Origin of the sequence: Vibrio sp. 2CM40D (assembly GCF_023161825.1) — a bacterium.
In the GTDB taxonomy this organism is placed as follows: Bacteria; Pseudomonadota; Gammaproteobacteria; order Enterobacterales; family Vibrionaceae; genus Vibrio; species Vibrio alginolyticus.
Window position 1 is genome coordinate 555,771 of the sequence record NZ_JALNTL010000001.1, and the last position, 19,636, is coordinate 575,406.

Here is a 19,636-nt window from a genome sequence, read left to right on the forward strand (position 1 = left end):
CGGGGTTTAATATTATCGATACTCTTTATTCAGAGTCTTTCTTTTCAGGCGCTTCGTTAGAAGTTGTTTCAGAAGAGCTAGGCTGTTCTGCATCTTTCGCAGTCTCCGTTGCTTCTTCTTTAACTTCTTGCTTTGCTTGAGGCTTGTCGCTGTCTTCTGGTTTGCTTGCTGAGTTATCACTCCAGCCCGCAGGCTCACGAATTTCAGCTTTGCGCTCCATTAAGTCATCAATCTGGCGAGCATCAATGGTTTCATACTTCATCAGCGCATCTTTCATCGCATGCATGATATCCATGTTCTCTTGAAGAATCTTCTTCGCACGATCGTAGTTGCGGTCAATGATCTGACGAACTTCGTCATCAATCAACTTCGCTGTATCGTCAGACACATGTTTAGTCTGAGTTACACTACGTCCTAAGAACACTTCGCCTTCATCTTCTGCATACAGCAGAGGGCCAAGCTTTTCAGAGAAACCCCATTGAGTAACCATCTTACGAGCAATATCTGTTGCGCGCTCGATATCATTAGAAGCACCGGTTGATACTTTGTCAGCACCGTAGATAAGTTCTTCTGCTAAACGACCACCGTACAAGCTAGAAATCATTGATTCTAGGTGTTGGCGAGACATACTCACGCGGTCCTGCTCTGGAAGGTACATTGTTACACCCAACGCACGACCACGTGGAATGATAGACACTTTGTACACTGGATCGTGTTCAGGAACCAAGCGACCAACAATCGCGTGACCCGCTTCGTGGTATGCGGTTGACTCTTTCACTTCCTCAGACATCACCATTGAACGGCGCTCAGCACCCATCATGATTTTGTCTTTCGCCAGTTCAAACTCAACCATAGAAACGTTGCGCTTGTTACCTCGCGCAGCAAACAAGGCTGCTTCGTTAACTAAGTTTGCTAGGTCAGCACCAGAGAAGCCTGGTGTACCACGTGCGATGAGAGAAGGCTCTACATCACCCGCTAGAGGGACCTTACGCATGTGAACTTTTAGGATCTGTTCACGGCCACGTACATCTGGAAGACCAACTACTACTTGGCGGTCAAAACGACCAGGACGCAGTAACGCAGGGTCCAGCACATCCGGACGGTTAGTCGCAGCTATAACGATAATACCTTCGTTACCTTCGAAACCATCCATCTCAACGAGCATTTGGTTTAGTGTTTGTTCACGTTCATCATGACCACCACCAACACCTGCGCCACGTTGACGACCTACCGCATCGATCTCATCGATAAAGATGATACAAGGTGCAGCTTTCTTTGCTTGTTCAAACATGTCACGCACACGAGATGCACCAACACCAACGAACATTTCTACGAAATCAGAACCAGAGATAGTAAAGAATGGTACTTTCGCCTCACCGGCAATGGCTTTCGCTAGAAGCGTTTTACCCGTACCAGGAGGACCAACCATTAGAACACCCGTTGGAATCTTACCGCCCAGCTTTTGGAAGCGGCTTGGATCGCGTAGGTAGTCCACCAGCTCTTTCACGTCTTCTTTTGCTTCGTCACAACCTGCAACGTCAGCAAAAGTTGTCTTGATTTGTTCTTCGCTCATCATTCGAGCTTTGCTCTTACCAAAAGACATGGCGCCTTTACCACCGCCGCCTTGCATTTGACGCATGAAGAAAATCCATACACCAATTAGTAAGATCATTGGGAACCAAGAGATGAAGATAGTACCCAGCAAGCTTTGCTCTTCTGGAGGCGTGCCTTGTACTTTCACGTTTTGGTTAATTAGGTCATCTAGAAGCTTTTGGTCATACACTGGCATGTAAGTGACCATTTTGGCACCGCCGCCACGACGAACAAAGCTAATTTCACCGTCTTTAAAAGTTGCTTCTTGAATCTGGCCTTGGCCAACTTCCTGTACAAACGTGGTGTAATCCACGGTTCTGCCATTGCTTTCTCCAGGGCCAAAGCTCTGGAATACCGACATCAATACGACGGCGATAACAAGCCACAGAATTAAATTTTTTGCCATGTCACTCAAGGTGTAAGCCTCTCGATAACTAATTGTAATTAAAGGTAGGGTACTACAGTTCATTAACTGTAGCTATAGTGTTAACACGCTCTCAAGAGAGCAAAATGGTTAACCTTTGTAACCAGTGGCTACGACGAAGACCTCTCGAGAGCGAGCTCGCGATGAGTCTGGTTTTCTAATTTTTACGGCTTTAAACATGTCTCGGACTTCTTTCACATACTGATCGAAGCCTTCCCCTTGGAAAACCTTTACGACAAAGCTACCATTAGGCGCTAGAACTTGTCGACACATATCTAAAGCTAATTCAACTAAATACATAGCGCGAGGTTGATCAACAGAATTGTTTCCCGCGATGTTAGGCGCCATATCAGACATTACTACGTCTACCATGGAAGGTTGGATCCTTTCTAGCAAAGCTTCCAATACCGCATCATCACGAAAGTCGCCTTGTAAAAAGCTAACGCCAGCAATCGGGTCCATAGGAAGCAAGTCACACGCGATGATCTGACCACTGTCCCCTACTATCTTAGCAGCATATTGAGACCATCCGCCCGGCGCAGCCCCCAAGTCGACGACTGTCATTCCAGGCTTTAACAATTTATCTTTCGTTTGAATCTCATCGATCTTGAAATAAGCACGTGAGCGGTAGCCTTTTTTTCGGGCTTCATTCGCGTATTTATCATCAAAGTGTTCTTTCAACCAACGACCAGAACTAGCCGAATGTTTTTGTTTACTCATTTTAATCCCAACAAGGCACAAATTGGAGCTATTGTTTTAATAGGCGCTACCTATTACTCAATAAATTATAGTCTTCAGCAATAGATGGCGTTAAAATAGCTTTTTTCAACCCTTATTTTAAAGAAAATTGGCCGCGTAATGAACCTAAGCACCAAACAAAAGCAGCACCTTAAAGGCCTAGCTCACAGTTTAAAACCTGTTGTGCTAATGGGCGCAAATGGACTTACAGAAGCCGTGCTAGCAGAAATTGAAATCGCTCTTAACCATCACGAACTTATCAAAGTAAAAGTTGCTTCGGAAGATCGTGAAACAAAACAGCTAATCATCGACGCTATCGTACGTGAGACGGGCGCTGAAAAAGTTCAGACTATTGGTAAAGTGCTTGTGCTATATCGCCAGTCTGAAGAGCGTAAAATCGAAATCCCTCGTAAGTAACTCTACTTACGTTGCTGAAGAAAAAAGGTCGCCTGAGGCGACCTTTTTGCGTTTTATCAGAGTAGTAATGCTACTCCAAACGACTTAGATATATTCTACTCGGTCAATTTCGAAGTCTTTCGCGCCACCTGGAGTTTGAATAGCAACTTCATCGCCTTCCATCTTACCAATCAGGCCACGAGCAATAGGTGAGCTCACTGAAATGCGACCTGCTTTGATATCGGCTTCGTCATCACCAACGATTTGGTACGTTTTTTCTTCTTCGGTGTCGATATCAATCAAGGTTACGGTTGAACCAAAAATAACTTTACCCGTGTTCTCCATCTTCGTTACATCAATAACTTGAGCAACTGACAGTTTGTATTCAATGTCACGGATTTGTGCTTCACAAATGCCCTGCTCTTCACGAGCGGCGTGATATTCAGCATTCTCTTTTAAATCACCTAGCTCACGAGCTTCAGCAATTGCCTCTGAGATCTGAGGACGTAGTTTAAGTAGACGATCGAGTTCTGTACGTAGCTTTTGCTCGCCACGTAGTGTCATTGGAACTTTTTCCATTTTATAACCTCAAGCCCAAATGGGTCTTTGGACAAAAAAAGCCCACCCTGTCATAGGACTGGGTAGTGCGCTTAAAGATGTATTTCGTTTAGTGTAAACAAACTCCCGGACGAAATCATCTTAATTCGAAAGACAGCAAGACTATGCCTTTTCGGCATAATGATATAACTCACTTTTAGAGCGGTTCTAGGGCGAATCACCTTCTCAATTTATTGAAAAACAACACTGTTCATTACACCAAAAACCTCAAAAAAGATAAAAACTAATCAATGTCAGGCCAATGTCATTGCCAATAATTTCAATCAAAAACAGTAATTTAAATAAAAACAACGCACAATTGAACAGTGTTCATCAGTGGGATTTATATCATTTTACTAACTCATACGGAAACTTTAGCAGTAAAACATGTCCAGCGAGTTGTTAGATCAATGGCTTACAAGTGCGAACTATATCGCTCAATTAGCCAATTTTGGACCAACAACTTGTGAGAGATCACCTCTCCCCCATACAACAATGATTATGGACAGCTAACTAGGACAAATAAGATGAAAAAGACTCTAATTGCTCTTTCTGTATCTGCAGCAGCTATGGCAACTGGCGTAAACGCAGCTGAACTTTACAACCAAGACGGTACTTCTCTAGAAATGGGCGGCCGTGCTGAAGCACGTCTATCTATGAAAGATGGCGACGCTCAAGACAAATCTCGCATCCGTCTAAACTTCCTTGGTAAACAAGAAATCAATGACAACCTATACGGTGTTGGTTTCTGGGAAGGTGAATTTGAGACTGCTCAAAACGGTACTGTAGACGGCGACGACAAGAGCGATCTAGAAACTCGTCTTGCTTACGCTGGTCTTGGCGGTGCTTACGGTGAGTTCGCATACGGTAAAACTGAAGGTGCACTAGGCGTTATCACTGACTTCACAGATATCATGGCTTACCACGGTAACTCTGCAGCAGACAAACTAGCTGTATCAGACCGTACAGACAACATGATGGCTTACAAAGGCCAGTTTGAAAACCTAAGCGTAAAAGCAAGCTACCGCTTCGCTGATCGTATGGAAAACAAAAACACTGGTGAGTACTACGACAACAAACAAGACGGTTACTCTCTATCTGCAATCTACGCTCTAGCTGACACTGGTCTTGAGCTAGGTGCTGGTTACGCAGATCAAGACAAAGCTAACGAGTACATGCTAGCTGCATCTTACACAATGTCTGATCTTTACTTCGCTGGTGTATTCACTGACGGCGAGAAAATGGAAGATTCAAACAACAGTAACACAGTTGATTACACTGGTTACGAGCTAGCGGGTGCTTACACTCTAGGCCAAACAGTATTTACAACATCATACAACAATGCAGAAACTAACAACGAAACTTCTGCAAACAACTTCGCTGTTGATGCTTCTTACTACTTCAAGCCTAACTTCCGTGGTTACATTTCTTACAACTTCAACCTGATTGATGCAGGTGACAAGTTTGGTTCAACTGACACGAGCAAAACAGTTGCAACTAAGATCGATGCTGAAGACGAGCTAGCTCTAGGTCTACGTTACGACTTCTAATTCCGGTCTTTGACTAGAATATCGAATGCCCGCTTTAAGCGGGCATTTTTTATACTTAATTTTAAGCAGCGCGCCTTTCTCTCGTGTCTCATTCATGAAGACATTTGAAGCATTTCTTTAGTTACCTAGCATATTGAAAGGACTTGCGTATACTCAATCACATAACTCACCTTAGAAAGTATCATTATGCGTTTACGTTGGCCCTTGCTCATATTCTCTTCATTACTTTCTGCTTTTTCACAAGCGTACCCTCATCAAGAAGTGCTGCCTGAAGGCGCCCGCATCAGTTTAGTTGCGGAAAAACTCAGTGAAAATGCTGAGCTTGACGGTGTTCATCCTACCGAACAACTGTTCCCACCAGCGAGTACATTAAAAATCGTCACCGCATTAGCCGCAAAGCTAGAACTGGGTGATAATTTCCGGTTTCGAACCAAGCTGGAAACGTCGAACTCAGATGCAGTGATTTACTTTGTCGGCGACCCAACACTCCAAACCAACGACTTAAAATCACTCCTCACTCTAGCTAAGAAAAATGGCTTAAAACGGATTAACGGTGACCTATGGCTCGATAACAGCGCATTCACTGGTTATAACCGTGCGGTGGGCTGGCCATGGGATATCTTGGGAGTTTGCTACAGCGCTCCGGCATCGACCATCACACTCAATAACAACTGTGTACAAGCCTCTATCTATACACAAAAAGATGGTGGAACGCGGGTCTACGTACCAGAGCATCAACCTATTCGTGTCACAAGTACCGTAGAAACAGTTTCTAAAACCATTAAGAAAAGTCGTCATTGTGACTTAGGTTTAGTTGCAAATCCCGATAACAACTACAAGCTAACAGGGTGCTTGGTTGAAAGAGACAAACCATTGCCACTGAAATTTGCGGTTCAAGACCCTGAGCGTTACACCAGTCAAAGGTTGGCGACTTTGCTCAAGGAGCTCAACATTGGGGTATCAGGAAAGATTAGGGTCGGTACGGCGCCAGAAAAGCAGCGAAAGCTCATCGCAATGCATCAATCAAAGGCCTTACCAGACATTCTTGAAGATATGCTCAAAAACTCTGACAACTTGATTGCCGACACATTAACCAAAACACTTGGTGCTAAATTTTTCGTTCAGCCAGGCAGTTTTACTAACGGTACAGAAGCGATCAAGCAGATCATTTTCGCCAACACTGGTATTGATATTCGTAATGCGCGCCTAGAAGACGGCTCAGGACTTTCGCGAAATAACCGGATCTCCGCGACCAAGATGGCTGAAATGCTGCGCTATATTTGGAAGCATGAAAACGAACTCAAATTGATTGCCATCATGCCGAAATCAGGTGAATCCGGCACATTAAAGTACCGACAAAGTATGCGAAAACTTCCAATTAAAGGACAGCTGATAGCGAAAAGTGGCTCTATCTACGGGACTTACAATATGGCTGGATATGGCTTGGATAAAAATGGTCAACCTAACACCATTTTTGTTCAGTTTGTTTCAGACTACTTCCCAGAAAAACGGGACGACAACACACCTGTCATCGCCCCGATTACACATTTTGAGCAGCTTTTTTACAATGACATTGTGAACTTTAGTCAGGCAATACCTAAGAAATAGTTCACCACGTTAAAGTAAATCCACATTCCTGAAATATCGACGATAGACGCAAGAACTGGACTCACCAATACGGCTGGGTCCAACTTGCAAGCTCGTGCAATAATTGGCAACAGCCCGCCCAATGTTGTAGAAATGGTGACTTGAATGAACAGCGCAACTGCTATTGCCAGTGCGATATCGGTCAGTTCAAAGCCTCCTGTTGATTGTCCTGCACTAAATAACATAATGCGTCCAATCATCACGATAGCGATCGCTAGCGCAATAAATAGAGCGACTCGGCTCTCTTTCCACAAAACTTCTAACCATTGGCGTTTTTTTAACTCTCCAGTAGCAAGAGCACGAATCACTAAAGTTGCTGCTTGTGTTCCTGTGTTACCACCAGCAGCTGCAATCACTGGCATGTACACTGCAAGTAAAACAAGCTGACTAAGGGTGTCCTCATACTGAGCAATGATCAAGCCTGACACTATCCCTAAAAGAGCCAGTGCAATGATCCACCCAATACGCTGCTTCACGTGCCCCAAAACACTAGTCGATAAATAACCATCAGGTGTATCAACTTCAGACATATGCAGACCTAATTGGTGAGCATAATGACGTGCGCGTTTGTCATGGCCTGCTTGCTCAAGTTGAGCAATAAGACTATTCACATAGCCGACAGAGCAATGCTGTAAAATACCTACAGCCTCATCAATCGGCATAACCGTAAGCAAATGGACTTGTTGCTCTTGCTCGTACTGCAAGAATGCATTGCGAGCTGCACCAATTTCTACTTCAGAAAAGTTTGGTGTTGTTTCAATAAAAGTGTTGTTCATTACCGTCATGGCTAATCTCCCGATTGGCATTGGTAACGACCATCGACAAAGCATGAAAAGCCACTCTTGCACGCTAAAAGTCAGACAACAAATAAGATGCACAGAGAAAACCAATGCGAATGCACTGTCTATTCAGAATGTATGAAGGAAATAACGAGAAAAAAATTAGAAAAGATGCCTCACCACTTAGGTAAGGCGGAGATCGCCAATACCGAAGCGGGTTATTTCGCTCCCTTAATCTTACTCACCCAACGACTGGGAGGATGGTCGGTATTGTTCATGTAAATCTCCGATAGCGCTGCCATTATTGGCAGCGCAAGTATAGTAGCAAAGTTCATCAGGTATGGAAGTTTTACTTTGCCGTTTTTGCTAAATTTTCATACAAAAAAAGCGCCCTTCGGACGCTTTCATTTGCAGTCATTATGGATTACTGAATAGTAATACGAGCAAATTTACGTTTACCTACTTGGAACACGTAAGTACCCGCTTCTGGAGCAAATTTGCTGTCCGCAATTTTTTCACCATCAATCTTCACAGCGCCCTGCTTAACCATGCGCATCGCATCTGACGATGATGGACATAAGCCTGCTTCTTTCAACAGATTACTCACTGGGCGACCTGCGTCAAAGTCAAACTCTGGCATTTCATCAGGAATTTGGTTCTTCGCAAAACGGTTTACGAATTCTTGCTCTGCTGCATCGGCATCGGCTTCACTGTGGAAACGAGCAATAATTTCTTTTGCTAGCAATACTTTGATGTCACGAGGGTTTTTGCCCGCTTCTACATCAGCTTTGAATTGAGCAATCTCTTCCAGAGGACGGAAAGAGAGCAGCTCGTAGTAGCTCCACATTAGGTCATCAGAAATAGACATGATTTTACCAAACATTTCGCTTGGCGCTTCGCTGATACCGATGTAGTTGTTTGCTGACTTAGACATCTTCTTCTCGCCATCAAGGCCCACTAGAAGCGGCATCATCAGTACAACCTGAGGTTTTTGACCGTGAGACTTTTGCAGCTCACGACCCATTAGAAGGTTGAACTTCTGGTCTGTACCACCTAATTCAACATCCGTTTCCATTGCTACTGAGTCCCAGCCTTGTAGAAGTGGGTACATGAACTCATGAATAGCAATTGGCTGACCACCCGCGTAACGCTTTTTAAAGTCGTCACGCTCTAGCATACGAGCAACGGTTTGGTTTGCCGCAAGGCGAATCATACCTTCTGCGCCCAGTTCAGACAGCCACTCAGAGTTAAACTGAATTTTAGTCTTTGCAGGATCGAGAATTTTGAACACTTGCTCTTTGTACGTTTCAGCGTTACGCAATACGTCTTCGCGACTTAGCGGTGGACGAGTTGTGTTTTTACCTGTTGGGTCACCAACCATTGCAGTGAAGTCACCGATTAGGAACGTCACTTCATGACCTAGTTCTTGGAACAAGCGAAGCTTATTGAAAATAACCGTATGGCCTAGGTGAATGTCAGGTGCTGTTGGATCAGCGCCCAATTTAATACGTAGAGGACGGTCTTCTTTTAGTTTTGCGATTAGCTCTTCTTCTGGAATCAGCTCTTCAACACCGCGCTTAATCTCGGCTAGTGCAGCTTCAATGCTCGCCATTCTTGTTCACTCCCACAGATTTGGCAAAAATATAATAGCTGAACATATTACTTGAATAGCGATGCATTTTGAAACACGTTAGACTAGGTAGTTGTCACTTTTTCCGTTTAATTTAGCAATCAAGTACCTCATGCATTCGATTTTTGTCCGACTTCCACTCTTGCACAAAGTATTGATCGGTTTTTTTAGTGCGCTGATTATCTTCGCGCTCTTCTTTTTACCTGATCCGCAAGACCTAGACCCGCAGCAGAGCCGATTAAAAGTTGGTCAACATTATCCTGTGCCAGTTTCCCTCGAACTCAGTGCACTAAATAGTTCATCGCCTGCGGTTCCCGCCGTGCTGCGCTGGGAGACATACAAGGTAAAAAATGGCGAGAGTGCTGCCATCTTATTTAGTCGCGTAGGGCTTTCTGCTCGTCTATTACATGAACTGGTGTCATCAGACAAAGAAGTAGAAAAACAGTTAACTCGGCTTCGACCTGGTGACCGATTGCAATTTGGCTTTGACGAAAATAACGACTTGGTGCAGCTAAGAAGGACACTAAGCGCGTTCGAGACTTTTCGTATCACATTAAAAGACGGCAAGTACGTTTCTGAAGTTGATAAGAAAGAAGTCGACTTCCAGTACAACTACGCAGAAGCCACCATCAAATCAAACTTTTGGAATGCAGGAATATCTTCTGGATTAAATGGTAACCAAATCATGGAACTGGCTGGCATATTTGGTTGGGACATCGACTTTGCTTTAGATATTCGTAAAAACGATAGCTTCCGAGTACTTTACCAAGAGGAAGTGGTAGAAGGAGAAGTAATCGGCCGTGGAAAAATCATTGCTGCGATCTTTAAAAACCAAGGCGATACCTTTACCGCAATATTGGATCAGAAAAGTGGCAAGTATTACGACGAAAATGGGCGTGCAATGAAAAAAGCATTCTTACGCGCGCCGTTGGATTTCCGTCGAGTTTCGTCTAACTTCAACCCACGCCGCTTACATCCAGTGACGGGACGCGTTCGTCCTCATAGAGGCACGGACTATGCAGCACCAGTGGGCACCCCGATTTGGGCGGCTGGTGATGGTGTCGTTCAAAAATCGTCTTACAACAAATTTAATGGTAACTACGTTTTCATTAAACATAGTAATACTTACATTACCAAGTACCTGCACTTAACCAAACGTACTGTACGAGCTGGTCAACGCGTTAAGCAAGGCCAAACCATCGGTACGCTTGGCGGAACTGGCCGTGTAACTGGCCCTCACCTGCACTATGAGTTCCTTGTGAATGGTGTCCATAAAAACCCGCGCACGGTGAATTTGCCACAATCTAAATCCCTGACAGGAAAAGCGAGACAAACTTTCATGGCAAACGCGAAAGTTAGCATGGACAAGCTTGAACGCTACAGCAAACTGCTAGCAATGAAGTAAGGCAAGGTATTGAAAAGGGCAGCTTCGCTGCCCTTTTTGTTTTGTCGATATCATCACGATAAAGCTTACTGTTCGGAGTGATGCTCTCTCCCGAGCATAAGCAAACACGGTGTCAGAACTAACGTTAGCAAAGTCGCAAACGCCAAACCACCCGCGACAGCGGTCGCAAGCTGAGACCACCATTGAGTGCTTGGTGCGCCAAACTCCACTTTCTGATTAACTAAGTCGATGTTCATTTCTAACACCATTGGCAATAAGCCTAATATGGTGGTCACCGTCGTAAGTAAAACGGGTCTTAAACGCTGCACACCCGTACGCAAAATAGCCTCAGATTTTTCTAAGCCACGTTTACGCATCTGATTATAAGTATCGATTAAAACAATGTTGTTGTTTACCACGATACCAGCCAACGCAATCACTCCAATTCCCGACATAATGATGCCAAATGGCTTTTGGAAAATAAGTAACCCGGCGAAGACACCAACGGTAGAAAACAGCACTGCACTAAGGATTAAGAAAGCTTGATAAAAGCTATTAAACTGCGTAATTAAAATCAAAGCCATCACACCAAGCGCGACAATAAAAGCATTTTGCAAGAATGCTGATGAGTTTTCCTGCTCTTCATTTTGACCCCGAATCTTATATTCAATGCCTTCCGGTAAGTCGAGCTGTTCCATTCCAGCGGCAATCTTAGGTAACTCAAGCGCCAAATTGTAACCTTCCACCATATCCGCTTTAATATTGATAACTCGATGACCGTCGACCCGACGAATAGTGTCTTGCTTATGATCTGGTTTGATTTGAGCAAAATTCGTAATCGGTACCAGACCAGCTGCCGTTTTCACTCTCAGTTGATCAAATCGACCTATGTCGCGCTTATCTTGCGGATAGCGCACCAAAATATCGACTTCTTCATCCGCATCATCGGGCAAATAATCGCCTATTTTCAAGCCGTTCGTAACAAACTGGACGGTATTCCCGACTAAAGTAGCATCCGCTGCAAAGCGAGAGGCGTCATCTCGCTGGATATCAATTTGCCAATCAATCCCTTCCTTATTAGTGGTATCACTCAAGTTGGTCAGTGCAGGATTACCATCAGCCCAATGTCGTACTTTTTTGGCTGCTTCATCTAACGCACTAACACTCAAATTTCGTGATGACACTTCAATCACGAGATCATGCTCGACAGGCGGTCCTGCGTCCGGGAATTTATACTCAAGTTCAACACCATAAAAGCGGTCTGTCGTCTCTTTTAGTTCCTCAATAATGGTTTTCACTTTGCGTCGATACTGCCAATCCACAGGCGTTATTTGAATCTGGCCAATCTCGTCCCCATTATCGCTCGATCCTGTGCGCGTGTAGACACTTTCAAACTCGTCATGACCGAGCATCACCTTCTCGATTTCGCGCATAACAACATCTTTTTCGTGAATTGACAAGTCACCATAAGAACGAACTTTAACGGTAAAAAAGGCAGGGTCCACTTCAGGGAAAAACTCTGCACCCAAGCCAGCTTTGTTGTAAGTGAAGCCGACACCTGCCGCTAGCAGTATCGCGCTGAGTAAGACTTTCCATGGATGACGAATCGCTACCGACAGAGTCTGGTAATAAAGCTTGGTAATGCCTGTCGCTTTTTCAAAGTTGCCGTTATGCAGCTCAACCATTTCTCGCTGAGCTTTCTGATTGACTACTTGAGGCTTGCCAATGATCCCACCGATGACAGGAACGAACAATAAAGCCATCATCAGAGAAGCGGCCAAAGTAGCAATTAAAGTAAGTGGTAAGTACTTCATGAACTCACCAGTGATGTCTGGCCAGAAAAGTAACGGAGCAAACGCAGCCAATGTGGTTGCTGTGGATGCGGTAATAGGCCAGGCCATTCGCTTTGCGGCATCTCGATAGGCTTCTTTACGTGGCGTTCCTTCTTGCATGCGCCGATCTGCAAACTCTGTCACCACAATGGCACCATCCACCAACATGCCTACTGCCATAATTAAAGCAAACAGTACGACGATATTGACCGTCAGCCCAAATACCGATAACACCAACAACCCAGTCAAGAACGATCCTGGAATAGAAATCCCCACGAGAAGCGCGGTCCTAACCCCCAATATGGCAATAATGACGATAACTACGAGGATAATTGCGGATAAGATATTGTTTTGTAGATCACTGAGCATCAATTTGACATCGTCGGATTGATCCCAAGTGTATTTAACTTGCAAATTGTCGGGCCACTCGGCGCGCTTCTGTCCCTGAGCCAGTATTTCTTTTACCAGCTCAACCGTTTCAATGATGTTTTCCCCTGCCCGTTTTTTTACGTCCAAAACGATGGCAGATTCGCCATCTAAACGAGCAAAACTTTCAGGATCGCGAAATGCACGCCGTACTGTCGCCACATCGCCAAAAGTGATCACCTCTTTGCCATTCACCTTGATCGGTAGTTCAAGCACATCTTTCAGTGAATCAAAAACCGATGGGACTTTTACCGAAAAGCGTCCATACCCAGTATCGACAAACCCCGCAGCCACAACTCGGTTATTCAAGGCAATTAAATTATAGATATCCGCTTGATCGAGACCGTAGCTTTCCATCAATAGCGGATCGACAACTATCTCCACGATGTCTTCGCGATCCCCTGCGATTTCAACTTCAAGAACCTGACGGAAACTCTCCAAACGATCACGTAGCGTTCTGGCAATCTGTACAATGGTCCGCTCTGGTACGGTGCCATATAGAACAACAGTTAAAACAGGCTCTTCAGATGCAAACGTGACTTCATTTACCGTTGGCTCATCACTGTCCTCTGGTAATTTTGGCTTTGCAAGATCAACCGCATCACGCACATCTGTCATCGCTTTATCAAGATCCACTCCGACACTAAATTCCAGCGTCACCGAAGCATGACCTTCTGATGCCACAGAGGTCATCTCTTTTACGCCTTCAATTGAACGCAGCTCTTGCTCTATTGGCCGAACTAATAAACGTTCGGCATCGACAGGAGAAATGCCTTGATGTCCAACAGAAACATAAATGATCGGAATGGTAATATCAGGGCTCGATTCCTTGGGGATTGTGACGTAAGTAATGACACCAGCAATTAATATCATCACCAACAATGTCAGCATAGTGCGAGCGCGAGATAACGCAGCATCAATCAGAGTGTACATAGGTGCTCCTTACTGCTCATTAGCCGCTTCAATAACTACGTCATCAACTTTATTGGCCAGTACTTGATCACCATCTCGCACAAAACCTTGTCCCAGCACGATAATGTCTGCACGCTCTCCTAACCCAGAGAGCCACACACCATCATCCTCGGCCTTAACGAGTTGAATTGGAACAAACTCAACATACTCATTACGCAGTGTCTTGACACCTAAGTTACCTTCTTCATCTAGTGCTAACATGGCAGCCGTAATCTTTACTGCCAACACTTCACTCAAAGGCAGCTGTACTTCTGCGCTCATACCGGCAGGAATTCTTGCGTCTTGATTATCAATTTCGATTTCAATTGGAAATGTATTAGTAGAAGCAGAAGAAACACGTCCAATGTAGCGCACACGACCTTGATGATGCTGTTGGTTAATGGTTCTTACGTCGGCTTCTAGGCCTTCCTTAAGGTATTGTATATGCCGTTCACTGACATCGGCTTCAATCACTAAAGTATCCAAATCAATGACCGTCGCAATAGGATCGCCAATCCCGACAAAATCACCTAACTCAACAAAGTGGTGATCTACGATGCCATCAAATGGCGCTTTAACCTCAGTATTTCTTAAAGCCGTTTGCACGTTACTCAAATTCGCACGTGCATCTACCAACGCTGCTTGCGCTGTCGCAAATGCAACCTCACCTTGCAGTCCACGACTTTTTAGCGATTTAGCTGCATTAAACTCTTTCTCTTTAACCAACAGCATCGCCTGGGCCCGTTTAAGTTGAATGCCAAGGTCGCGCTTATCGATGTTTGCGATCACTTGTCCCTGTTTGACCGCTTGGCCTTTCTTTATGTTAAGACTGACTATTTTACCGGCAACTTCGGCGCCAAGACGCGCTTGACGATTGGGCGCTGTTCGTCCATACAATTCAATGGTTTTACTGGTAGGTTCGGCAAGAAAAGTATCAAACATCACCTTTGCAAGTGGTGTTGTGTTCGTGGATGTTGAAGAGTTAGGATGATCATCCTGTGCTTTGAGTTGGCCGATGGTTAGCCATGCAACAAGAAGTAAGACGAGGATAAGAGATACTAGCCAAGGGCGCTCGACAATTCGGCGTCCAAAAGAAAGTCCAGACATATAAAGTCCTTTTTATTATTTCTCTGCATATCTGCGAGCGTGCGCTTTACGTGACATCCTTCTACATAAAGCACAGGCAGCCATTAGCTGCCTGTTAGGTGTTAATTACACACTGAACGATGCACCACAACCACATGTTGTCGTTGCATTTGGATTATTTACGAAGAAGCGCGCTCCTTCCAACCCTTCTGTGTAGTCAACAATACCGCCAACGAGATATTGCAGACTCATAGGGTCTACAACCAGTGTTACACCACTGTTTACGATTGTCGTATCGCCTTCGTTTACATTTTCATCAAAAGTAAAGCCGTATTGGAAGCCGCTGCAGCCGCCGCCAGTAATGTATACGCGCAGTTTCAATGCTGGGTTTTCTTCTTCAGCAATCAATGCTTTAACGCGAGATGCTGCTGCGTCAGAAAAAGATAATGGTACGTTTACTTCGCTCACGAAGACCTCTCTCACTCGTGTAATGCGTCAAGCCTGAAGCAAGACGTCAAATTTGTGCTAATTGAGACGATTATCCAATACCTGACAAACTCGTTCAAGTATTCGCCGCCGATTCTTTATAACAGATGCGGATATATAAGATTACACTGCGAAACAACACATAAATTAAGCAAAACGTTTCTAACTTGATTATAGCTAGGTACAATGCGCTCCACTTGGTCCGAGCAATCAAAAGAGGATAACCCCATGACCAAATCATCAGAGCTGTATCAAAAAGCTCAGCAAACCATCCCTGGCGGTGTCAATTCACCAGTTCGTGCATTCAACGGCGTTGGCGGCTCTCCGCTATTTATCGAACGAGCAGACGGTCCACTGATTTTTGATGCCGATGGTAAAGCGTATATTGATTACGTTGGCTCTTGGGGTCCAATGATTCTTGGCCACAACCACGCGGTTATCCGCGAAGCAGTAATTGATGCAGCGCAACGCGGTCTTAGCTTCGGTGCGCCAACAGAGCTTGAAATCGCGATGGCAGAATTAGTTTCTGAGCTTGTTCCATCAATGGAGCAAATCCGCATGGTAAGTTCTGGTACTGAAGCTACTATGAGCGCGATTCGCCTTGCACGTGGCTTCACCGGTCGCGACAAGATCATGAAATTTGAAGGTTGTTACCACGGCCACGCTGACAGCTTGCTAGTAAAAGCAGGTTCTGGAGCACTAACTCTAGGCCAACCAAGCTCTCCTGGCGTTCCTGCAGATTTTGCTAAGCACACGCTAACAGCAACATTCAACGACCTAGATTCTGTACGCGAGCTATTTGCTGCTAACAAAGGCGAAATTGCTTGTATCATCGTTGAGCCAGTAGCAGGCAACATGAACTGTATTCCACCAGTGGAAGGCTTCCACGAAGGGCTACGTGAAATCTGTGATCAAGAAGGCGCGCTACTAATTTTTGATGAAGTAATGACAGGCTTCCGTGTTGCTCTAGGCGGCGCGCAAGCACACTACAACATCAAACCCGACCTAACGACACTGGGTAAAGTGATTGGTGGCGGTATGCCAGTAGGTGCTTTCGGTGGCCGTAAAGAAGTGATGCAATACGTTGCACCTACAGGCCCAGTTTACCAAGCTGGTACCCTTTCCGGTAACCCTGTCGCAATGGCAGCAGGCTACGCATGTTTGAACCTTCTAAAAGAAGAAGGCAACGAAAAGCGCCTAGCTTCTAAAACGAAACAACTTGCTGAAGGCTTTAAGTCTCTAGCAGAAAAACACGGTATTCCGCTAGTTGTTAACCAAGTGGGCGGTATGTTCGGCTTCTTCTTCACTGACCAGGAAAAAGTAACTTGCTACGAAGACGTAACGAAGTGCGATGTAGAACGCTTCAAGCGTTTCTTCCACTTAATGCTAAAACACGGTGTCTACCTTGCGCCATCTGCGTTTGAAGCGAGCTTTACTTCACTCGCTCATGGTTCAAAAGAGATTGATGCCACACTAGAAGCGGCTGACCGCTGTTTTGCTGTTCTTGCAGAAGAAGCGAAATAATCGCTAAAAACGGCGATAACGCATTTAGAAAAGGACCGTAACGGTCCTTTTTTATTGCCAATTCAAAATAACCAATATCGCTAATACCCCAACGACAATGCCAAACCACGGTATTCGCTTAGCTTTTTTCTCAGTTTGACACTTTTTATCACCGTTGCAACAACCCATAGCTCATCTCTTGATTGATAACCGACTGATTTGTAGTCATTATAGCAAGGTACATCGCCCTGCTCTAATTCGGCATTGTCATAAGCTTGAAAGAGTTAAGAGTGCAAAGTAATAAAGGTTACACGCCATCATTGAAGGCATAAACCGTAAACGTCACCTGTAAGTTGGACTAATACCATGCCAAATAATGTAAAAATAACGTCGAGTCACCGAGTACTAATGGTTGCTTTACTCGCCGCTGCTTTTGCTTGCTACTTATTGGTTGAGCCATATATCAATTCAATTGTGATGGCTTTTATCATTTCTTTGCTCATGTTTCCGATACACGAATGGTTTGAGCAGAAAATTCCCAAGCACCCCAATATGGCGGCACTGCTGTCATGTGTCGTCTTGACGTTTATTATTGTTATCCCGCTTTTATTTGTGTTTGCCGCCATTGTTCAGCAAGGCTCTGTTTTCTCACAAAATACATATAATTGGGTTACCAATGGTGGTATCCAAGATATATTCCAACATCCTTTCGTTATCAAAGGCTTAGCGATTGTTAATGAGTACTTACCTTTTGATAAAATCGAGCCCAAAGCCATTGCTGAGAAAATTGGTCAATTTGCCACATCGTTTGGCTCTAACTTAGTCGCTATCAGCGCAAAGATTTTAGGAGACGCAACCAACTTCCTAATGAACTTCTTCCTAATGCTGTTTGTGCTGTTTTTTCTGCTTCGTGACCACGACAAAATTATCTCTGCGATTCGTCATATCCTGCCACTCTCACGTAGCCAAGAAGACCGCATATTGACAGAGATAGAGCAAGTTTCTAAATCAGCCGTAATGGGCTCATTCATGACGGCGATTGCTCAAGGTTTGGCTGGCGGCATCGGTATGTGGCTCGCCGGCTTCCCTGGGCTATTTTGGGGAACGATGATGGGCTTTGCATCATTCATTCCAGTGGTAGGAACCGCGCTAATCTGGATTCCTGCAGCAGCGTACTTGTTCTTAACAGGCGATATGACTTGGGCTATCTTTTTGACGGTGTGGAGTGTAGTTGTCGTTGGCTCTATAGATAACCTATTGCGCCCGTTGCTAATGCAAGGCAGCGCCGGCATGAATACCCTTATGATTTTCTTCTCATTACTGGGTGGTCTGCATCTGTTTGGTTTGATTGGTCTTATCTACGGCCCACTTATTTTTGCCGTGACCATGGTACTGTTTAATATCTACGAGGAAGAATTCAAAGACTTCCTTAACCAACAAGACAACAGCTAGTCACCGCTTAATCACTTCAAGCTTGGGGCAGATTGTGCGAAAATCTGCCCCAAATTATTTCTGATGAACCAAATTTATGTCTGCTTATATCGCTCCTAGCCAAATAGCTCAGCGCCAACTTGAATACTTCAACGGAAAACACGTTTTAGTCGCTGGTGAAGTTGAAGACCTATTTCCTCTTGAGTTAGTAGCTCATTGTGAGTCTGTTGAAGTGTTTACTTCCAACTATAGCTACTACCGCCAAATTCAAACCTCTGACAAAGTGAAAAGTCATTTTGGCTCTGTGTTTGATGTTGAAACAAAAGCAGACATGGTCCTTTTATACTGGCCAAAAGCAAAAGCCGAAGCAGAATACTTGCTGGCGATGTTGATGGCGAAACTGGGCATTAACACCGAAATCGTCATCGTTGGTGAAAACCGCTCCGGCATCAAGAGCATCGAGAAGATGTTCCAAGAATACGGCCCTGTGAACAAGTACGACTCTGCTCGTCGCTGCTCATTTTACTGGGGTAATTGCCTCAATGAACCCAAACCTTTCAACCAAACAGATTGGTTTAAGTCTTACACTGTTACGCTCGGTGAGCAGTCGCTAGCGGTTAAGAGCCTACCTGGCGTATTCAGCCATGGCGAATTCGACTTAGGTAGCCGATTGCTGCTTGAAACCTTACCTAAGCTGTCGGGCAAAGTGCTCGACTTTGGTTGTGGTGCAGGTGTGCTCGGTGCGTTTATGGCGAAAGCGAATCCAGAGATCGCGATTGAGATGTGTGACATTAATGCTTATGCGATCACTTCTAGCCAAGCCACATTAGAAGCGAATGGTTTATCCGGACGCGTATTTGCATCAGATATATACTCGGATACCGCAAAAGACTACCGCTTTATCGTCAGCAACCCGCCATTCCACAGTGGTTTAGACACAAATTACAACGCAGCGGAAACCTTGTTGGGTCAGGCACCACAATATTTAACCAAAGACGGCGAAATGGTGATTGTCGCGAATAGCTTCTTAAAATACCCACCAATTATCGAGCGGGCGTTTAATAATTGCGAGACGCTAAATAAGACCAATAAATTTTCTATCTACTACGCGAAAAAATCATAACTTCCCTCCGCGCAGGCACAAACCTGCGCGATTTTTTCTCATAAATTCAACACTCATAAG

General features: G+C 44.7%; 15 protein-coding genes. 7 read left to right on the forward strand and 8 right to left on the reverse strand.

Features of this window, described 5'->3' with window-relative positions:
• Nucleotides 1-25: 25 nt before the first annotated feature.
• Both ftsH and rlmE read right to left on the reverse strand, forming a co-directional pair.
• A complete protein-coding gene (gene ftsH, locus MTF70_RS02605) occupies nt 26-1,999 on the reverse strand; it encodes an ATP-dependent zinc metalloprotease FtsH (protein WP_017635895.1) in 1,974 nt (657 codons plus the stop codon).
• 108 nt (nt 2,000-2,107) lie between these two features.
• Nucleotides 2,108-2,737, reverse strand: coding sequence for a 23S rRNA (uridine(2552)-2'-O)-methyltransferase RlmE (rlmE, locus tag MTF70_RS02610; protein ID WP_005388985.1), 630 nt, complete (start codon nt 2,735-2,737; stop codon nt 2,108-2,110).
• A 138-nt stretch (nt 2,738-2,875) separates the two neighbouring features.
• On the opposite strand from rlmE, the gene yhbY reads away from it, so the two are divergent.
• On the forward strand, nt 2,876-3,172 hold the full coding sequence (gene yhbY, locus MTF70_RS02615; protein ID WP_005380066.1) for a ribosome assembly RNA-binding protein YhbY: 297 nt from the start codon (nt 2,876-2,878) through the stop codon (nt 3,170-3,172).
• Nucleotides 3,173-3,256: 84 nt separating this feature from the next.
• On the opposite strand, the gene greA is transcribed toward yhbY, so the two are convergent.
• Complete coding sequence (gene greA / locus MTF70_RS02620) at nt 3,257-3,730, reverse strand: transcription elongation factor GreA (RefSeq protein WP_054865652.1); 474 nt, start codon at nt 3,728-3,730, stop codon at nt 3,257-3,259.
• 545 nt (nt 3,731-4,275) lie between these two features.
• Between greA and MTF70_RS02625 the strand changes: the two genes are divergently transcribed.
• Nucleotides 4,276-5,298, forward strand: a complete 1,023-nt coding sequence (locus MTF70_RS02625) for a porin (RefSeq protein WP_005380064.1) — start codon at nt 4,276-4,278, stop codon at nt 5,296-5,298.
• Nucleotides 5,299-5,484: 186 nt separating this feature from the next.
• On the forward strand, nt 5,485-6,906 hold the full coding sequence (gene dacB, locus MTF70_RS02630) for a serine-type D-Ala-D-Ala carboxypeptidase (protein ID WP_017820417.1): 1,422 nt from the start codon (nt 5,485-5,487) through the stop codon (nt 6,904-6,906).
• On the opposite strand, the gene MTF70_RS02635 is transcribed toward dacB, so the two are convergent.
• On the reverse strand, nt 6,885-7,730 hold the full coding sequence (locus MTF70_RS02635) for a magnesium transporter (RefSeq protein WP_005380062.1): 846 nt from the start codon (nt 7,728-7,730) through the stop codon (nt 6,885-6,887). The genes dacB and MTF70_RS02635 overlap by 22 nt on opposite strands.
• 418 nt (nt 7,731-8,148) lie before the next feature.
• Entirely contained in the window at nt 8,149-9,336 is a 1,188-nt protein-coding gene (gene tyrS, locus MTF70_RS02640; RefSeq protein WP_017820416.1) for a tyrosine--tRNA ligase, read from the reverse strand.
• Between the two features lie 130 nt (nt 9,337-9,466).
• On the opposite strand from tyrS, the gene MTF70_RS02645 reads away from it, so the two are divergent.
• Complete coding sequence (locus MTF70_RS02645; RefSeq protein WP_033905576.1) at nt 9,467-10,759, forward strand: peptidoglycan DD-metalloendopeptidase family protein; 1,293 nt, start codon at nt 9,467-9,469, stop codon at nt 10,757-10,759.
• 65 nt (nt 10,760-10,824) lie between these two features.
• Here MTF70_RS02645 and vmeK read toward each other — a convergent pair whose 3' ends face one another.
• The 3 genes from vmeK to erpA form a co-directional block, all read right to left on the reverse strand.
• Nucleotides 10,825-13,929 carry a multidrug efflux RND transporter permease subunit VmeK gene (gene vmeK, locus MTF70_RS02650; protein WP_054730006.1) on the reverse strand — a complete coding sequence of 1,035 codons (3,105 nt, stop codon included), beginning with the start codon at nt 13,927-13,929 and terminating at the stop codon, nt 10,825-10,827.
• Between the two features lie 9 nt (nt 13,930-13,938).
• Nucleotides 13,939-15,054, reverse strand: a complete 1,116-nt coding sequence (locus MTF70_RS02655; protein WP_054574824.1) for an efflux RND transporter periplasmic adaptor subunit — start codon at nt 15,052-15,054, stop codon at nt 13,939-13,941.
• A 105-nt stretch (nt 15,055-15,159) separates the two neighbouring features.
• Nucleotides 15,160-15,501, reverse strand: coding sequence for an iron-sulfur cluster insertion protein ErpA (gene erpA, locus MTF70_RS02660; protein WP_005380031.1), 342 nt, complete (start codon nt 15,499-15,501; stop codon nt 15,160-15,162).
• Nucleotides 15,502-15,747: 246 nt separating this feature from the next.
• Between erpA and hemL the strand changes: the two genes are divergently transcribed.
• The 3 genes from hemL (at nt 15,748) to rsmC (ending at nt 19,576) form a co-directional block, all read left to right on the forward strand.
• Nucleotides 15,748-17,043 carry a glutamate-1-semialdehyde 2,1-aminomutase gene (gene hemL / locus MTF70_RS02665; RefSeq protein WP_005380032.1) on the forward strand — a complete coding sequence of 432 codons (1,296 nt, stop codon included), beginning with the start codon at nt 15,748-15,750 and terminating at the stop codon, nt 17,041-17,043.
• Between the two features lie 345 nt (nt 17,044-17,388).
• Entirely contained in the window at nt 17,389-18,474 is a 1,086-nt protein-coding gene (locus MTF70_RS02670) for an AI-2E family transporter (RefSeq protein WP_005386541.1), read from the forward strand.
• Nucleotides 18,475-18,550: 76 nt separating this feature from the next.
• Nucleotides 18,551-19,576 carry a 16S rRNA (guanine(1207)-N(2))-methyltransferase RsmC gene (rsmC, locus tag MTF70_RS02675; protein ID WP_205461137.1) on the forward strand — a complete coding sequence of 342 codons (1,026 nt, stop codon included), beginning with the start codon at nt 18,551-18,553 and terminating at the stop codon, nt 19,574-19,576.
• Nucleotides 19,577-19,636 lie beyond the last annotated feature (60 nt).

Bases quoted from the DNA above. Each gene is read 5' to 3' on its own strand.
- yhbY (WP_005380066.1), top strand. From the start codon at position 2,876: ATGAACCTAAGCACCAAACAAAAGCAGCACCTTAAAGGCCTAGCTCAC.
- MTF70_RS02625 (WP_005380064.1), top strand. From the start codon at position 4,276: ATGAAAAAGACTCTAATTGCTCTTTCTGTATCTGCAGCAGCTATGGCA.
- tyrS (WP_017820416.1), bottom strand. From the start codon at position 9,336: ATGGCGAGCATTGAAGCTGCACTAGCCGAGATTAAGCGCGGTGTTGAA.
- MTF70_RS02635 (WP_005380062.1), bottom strand. From the start codon at position 7,730: ATGACGGTAATGAACAACACTTTTATTGAAACAACACCAAACTTTTCT.
- MTF70_RS02655 (WP_054574824.1), bottom strand. From the start codon at position 15,054: ATGTCTGGACTTTCTTTTGGACGCCGAATTGTCGAGCGCCCTTGGCTA.
- rsmC (WP_205461137.1), top strand. From the start codon at position 18,551: ATGTCTGCTTATATCGCTCCTAGCCAAATAGCTCAGCGCCAACTTGAA.
- hemL (WP_005380032.1), top strand. From the start codon at position 15,748: ATGACCAAATCATCAGAGCTGTATCAAAAAGCTCAGCAAACCATCCCT.
- ftsH (WP_017635895.1), bottom strand. From the start codon at position 1,999: ATGGCAAAAAATTTAATTCTGTGGCTTGTTATCGCCGTCGTATTGATG.
- vmeK (WP_054730006.1), bottom strand. From the start codon at position 13,929: ATGTACACTCTGATTGATGCTGCGTTATCTCGCGCTCGCACTATGCTG.
- rlmE (WP_005388985.1), bottom strand. From the start codon at position 2,737: ATGAGTAAACAAAAACATTCGGCTAGTTCTGGTCGTTGGTTGAAAGAA.
- MTF70_RS02645 (WP_033905576.1), top strand. From the start codon at position 9,467: ATGCATTCGATTTTTGTCCGACTTCCACTCTTGCACAAAGTATTGATC.
- greA (WP_054865652.1), bottom strand. From the start codon at position 3,730: ATGGAAAAAGTTCCAATGACACTACGTGGCGAGCAAAAGCTACGTACA.
- MTF70_RS02670 (WP_005386541.1), top strand. From the start codon at position 17,389: ATGCCAAATAATGTAAAAATAACGTCGAGTCACCGAGTACTAATGGTT.
- dacB (WP_017820417.1), top strand. From the start codon at position 5,485: ATGCGTTTACGTTGGCCCTTGCTCATATTCTCTTCATTACTTTCTGCT.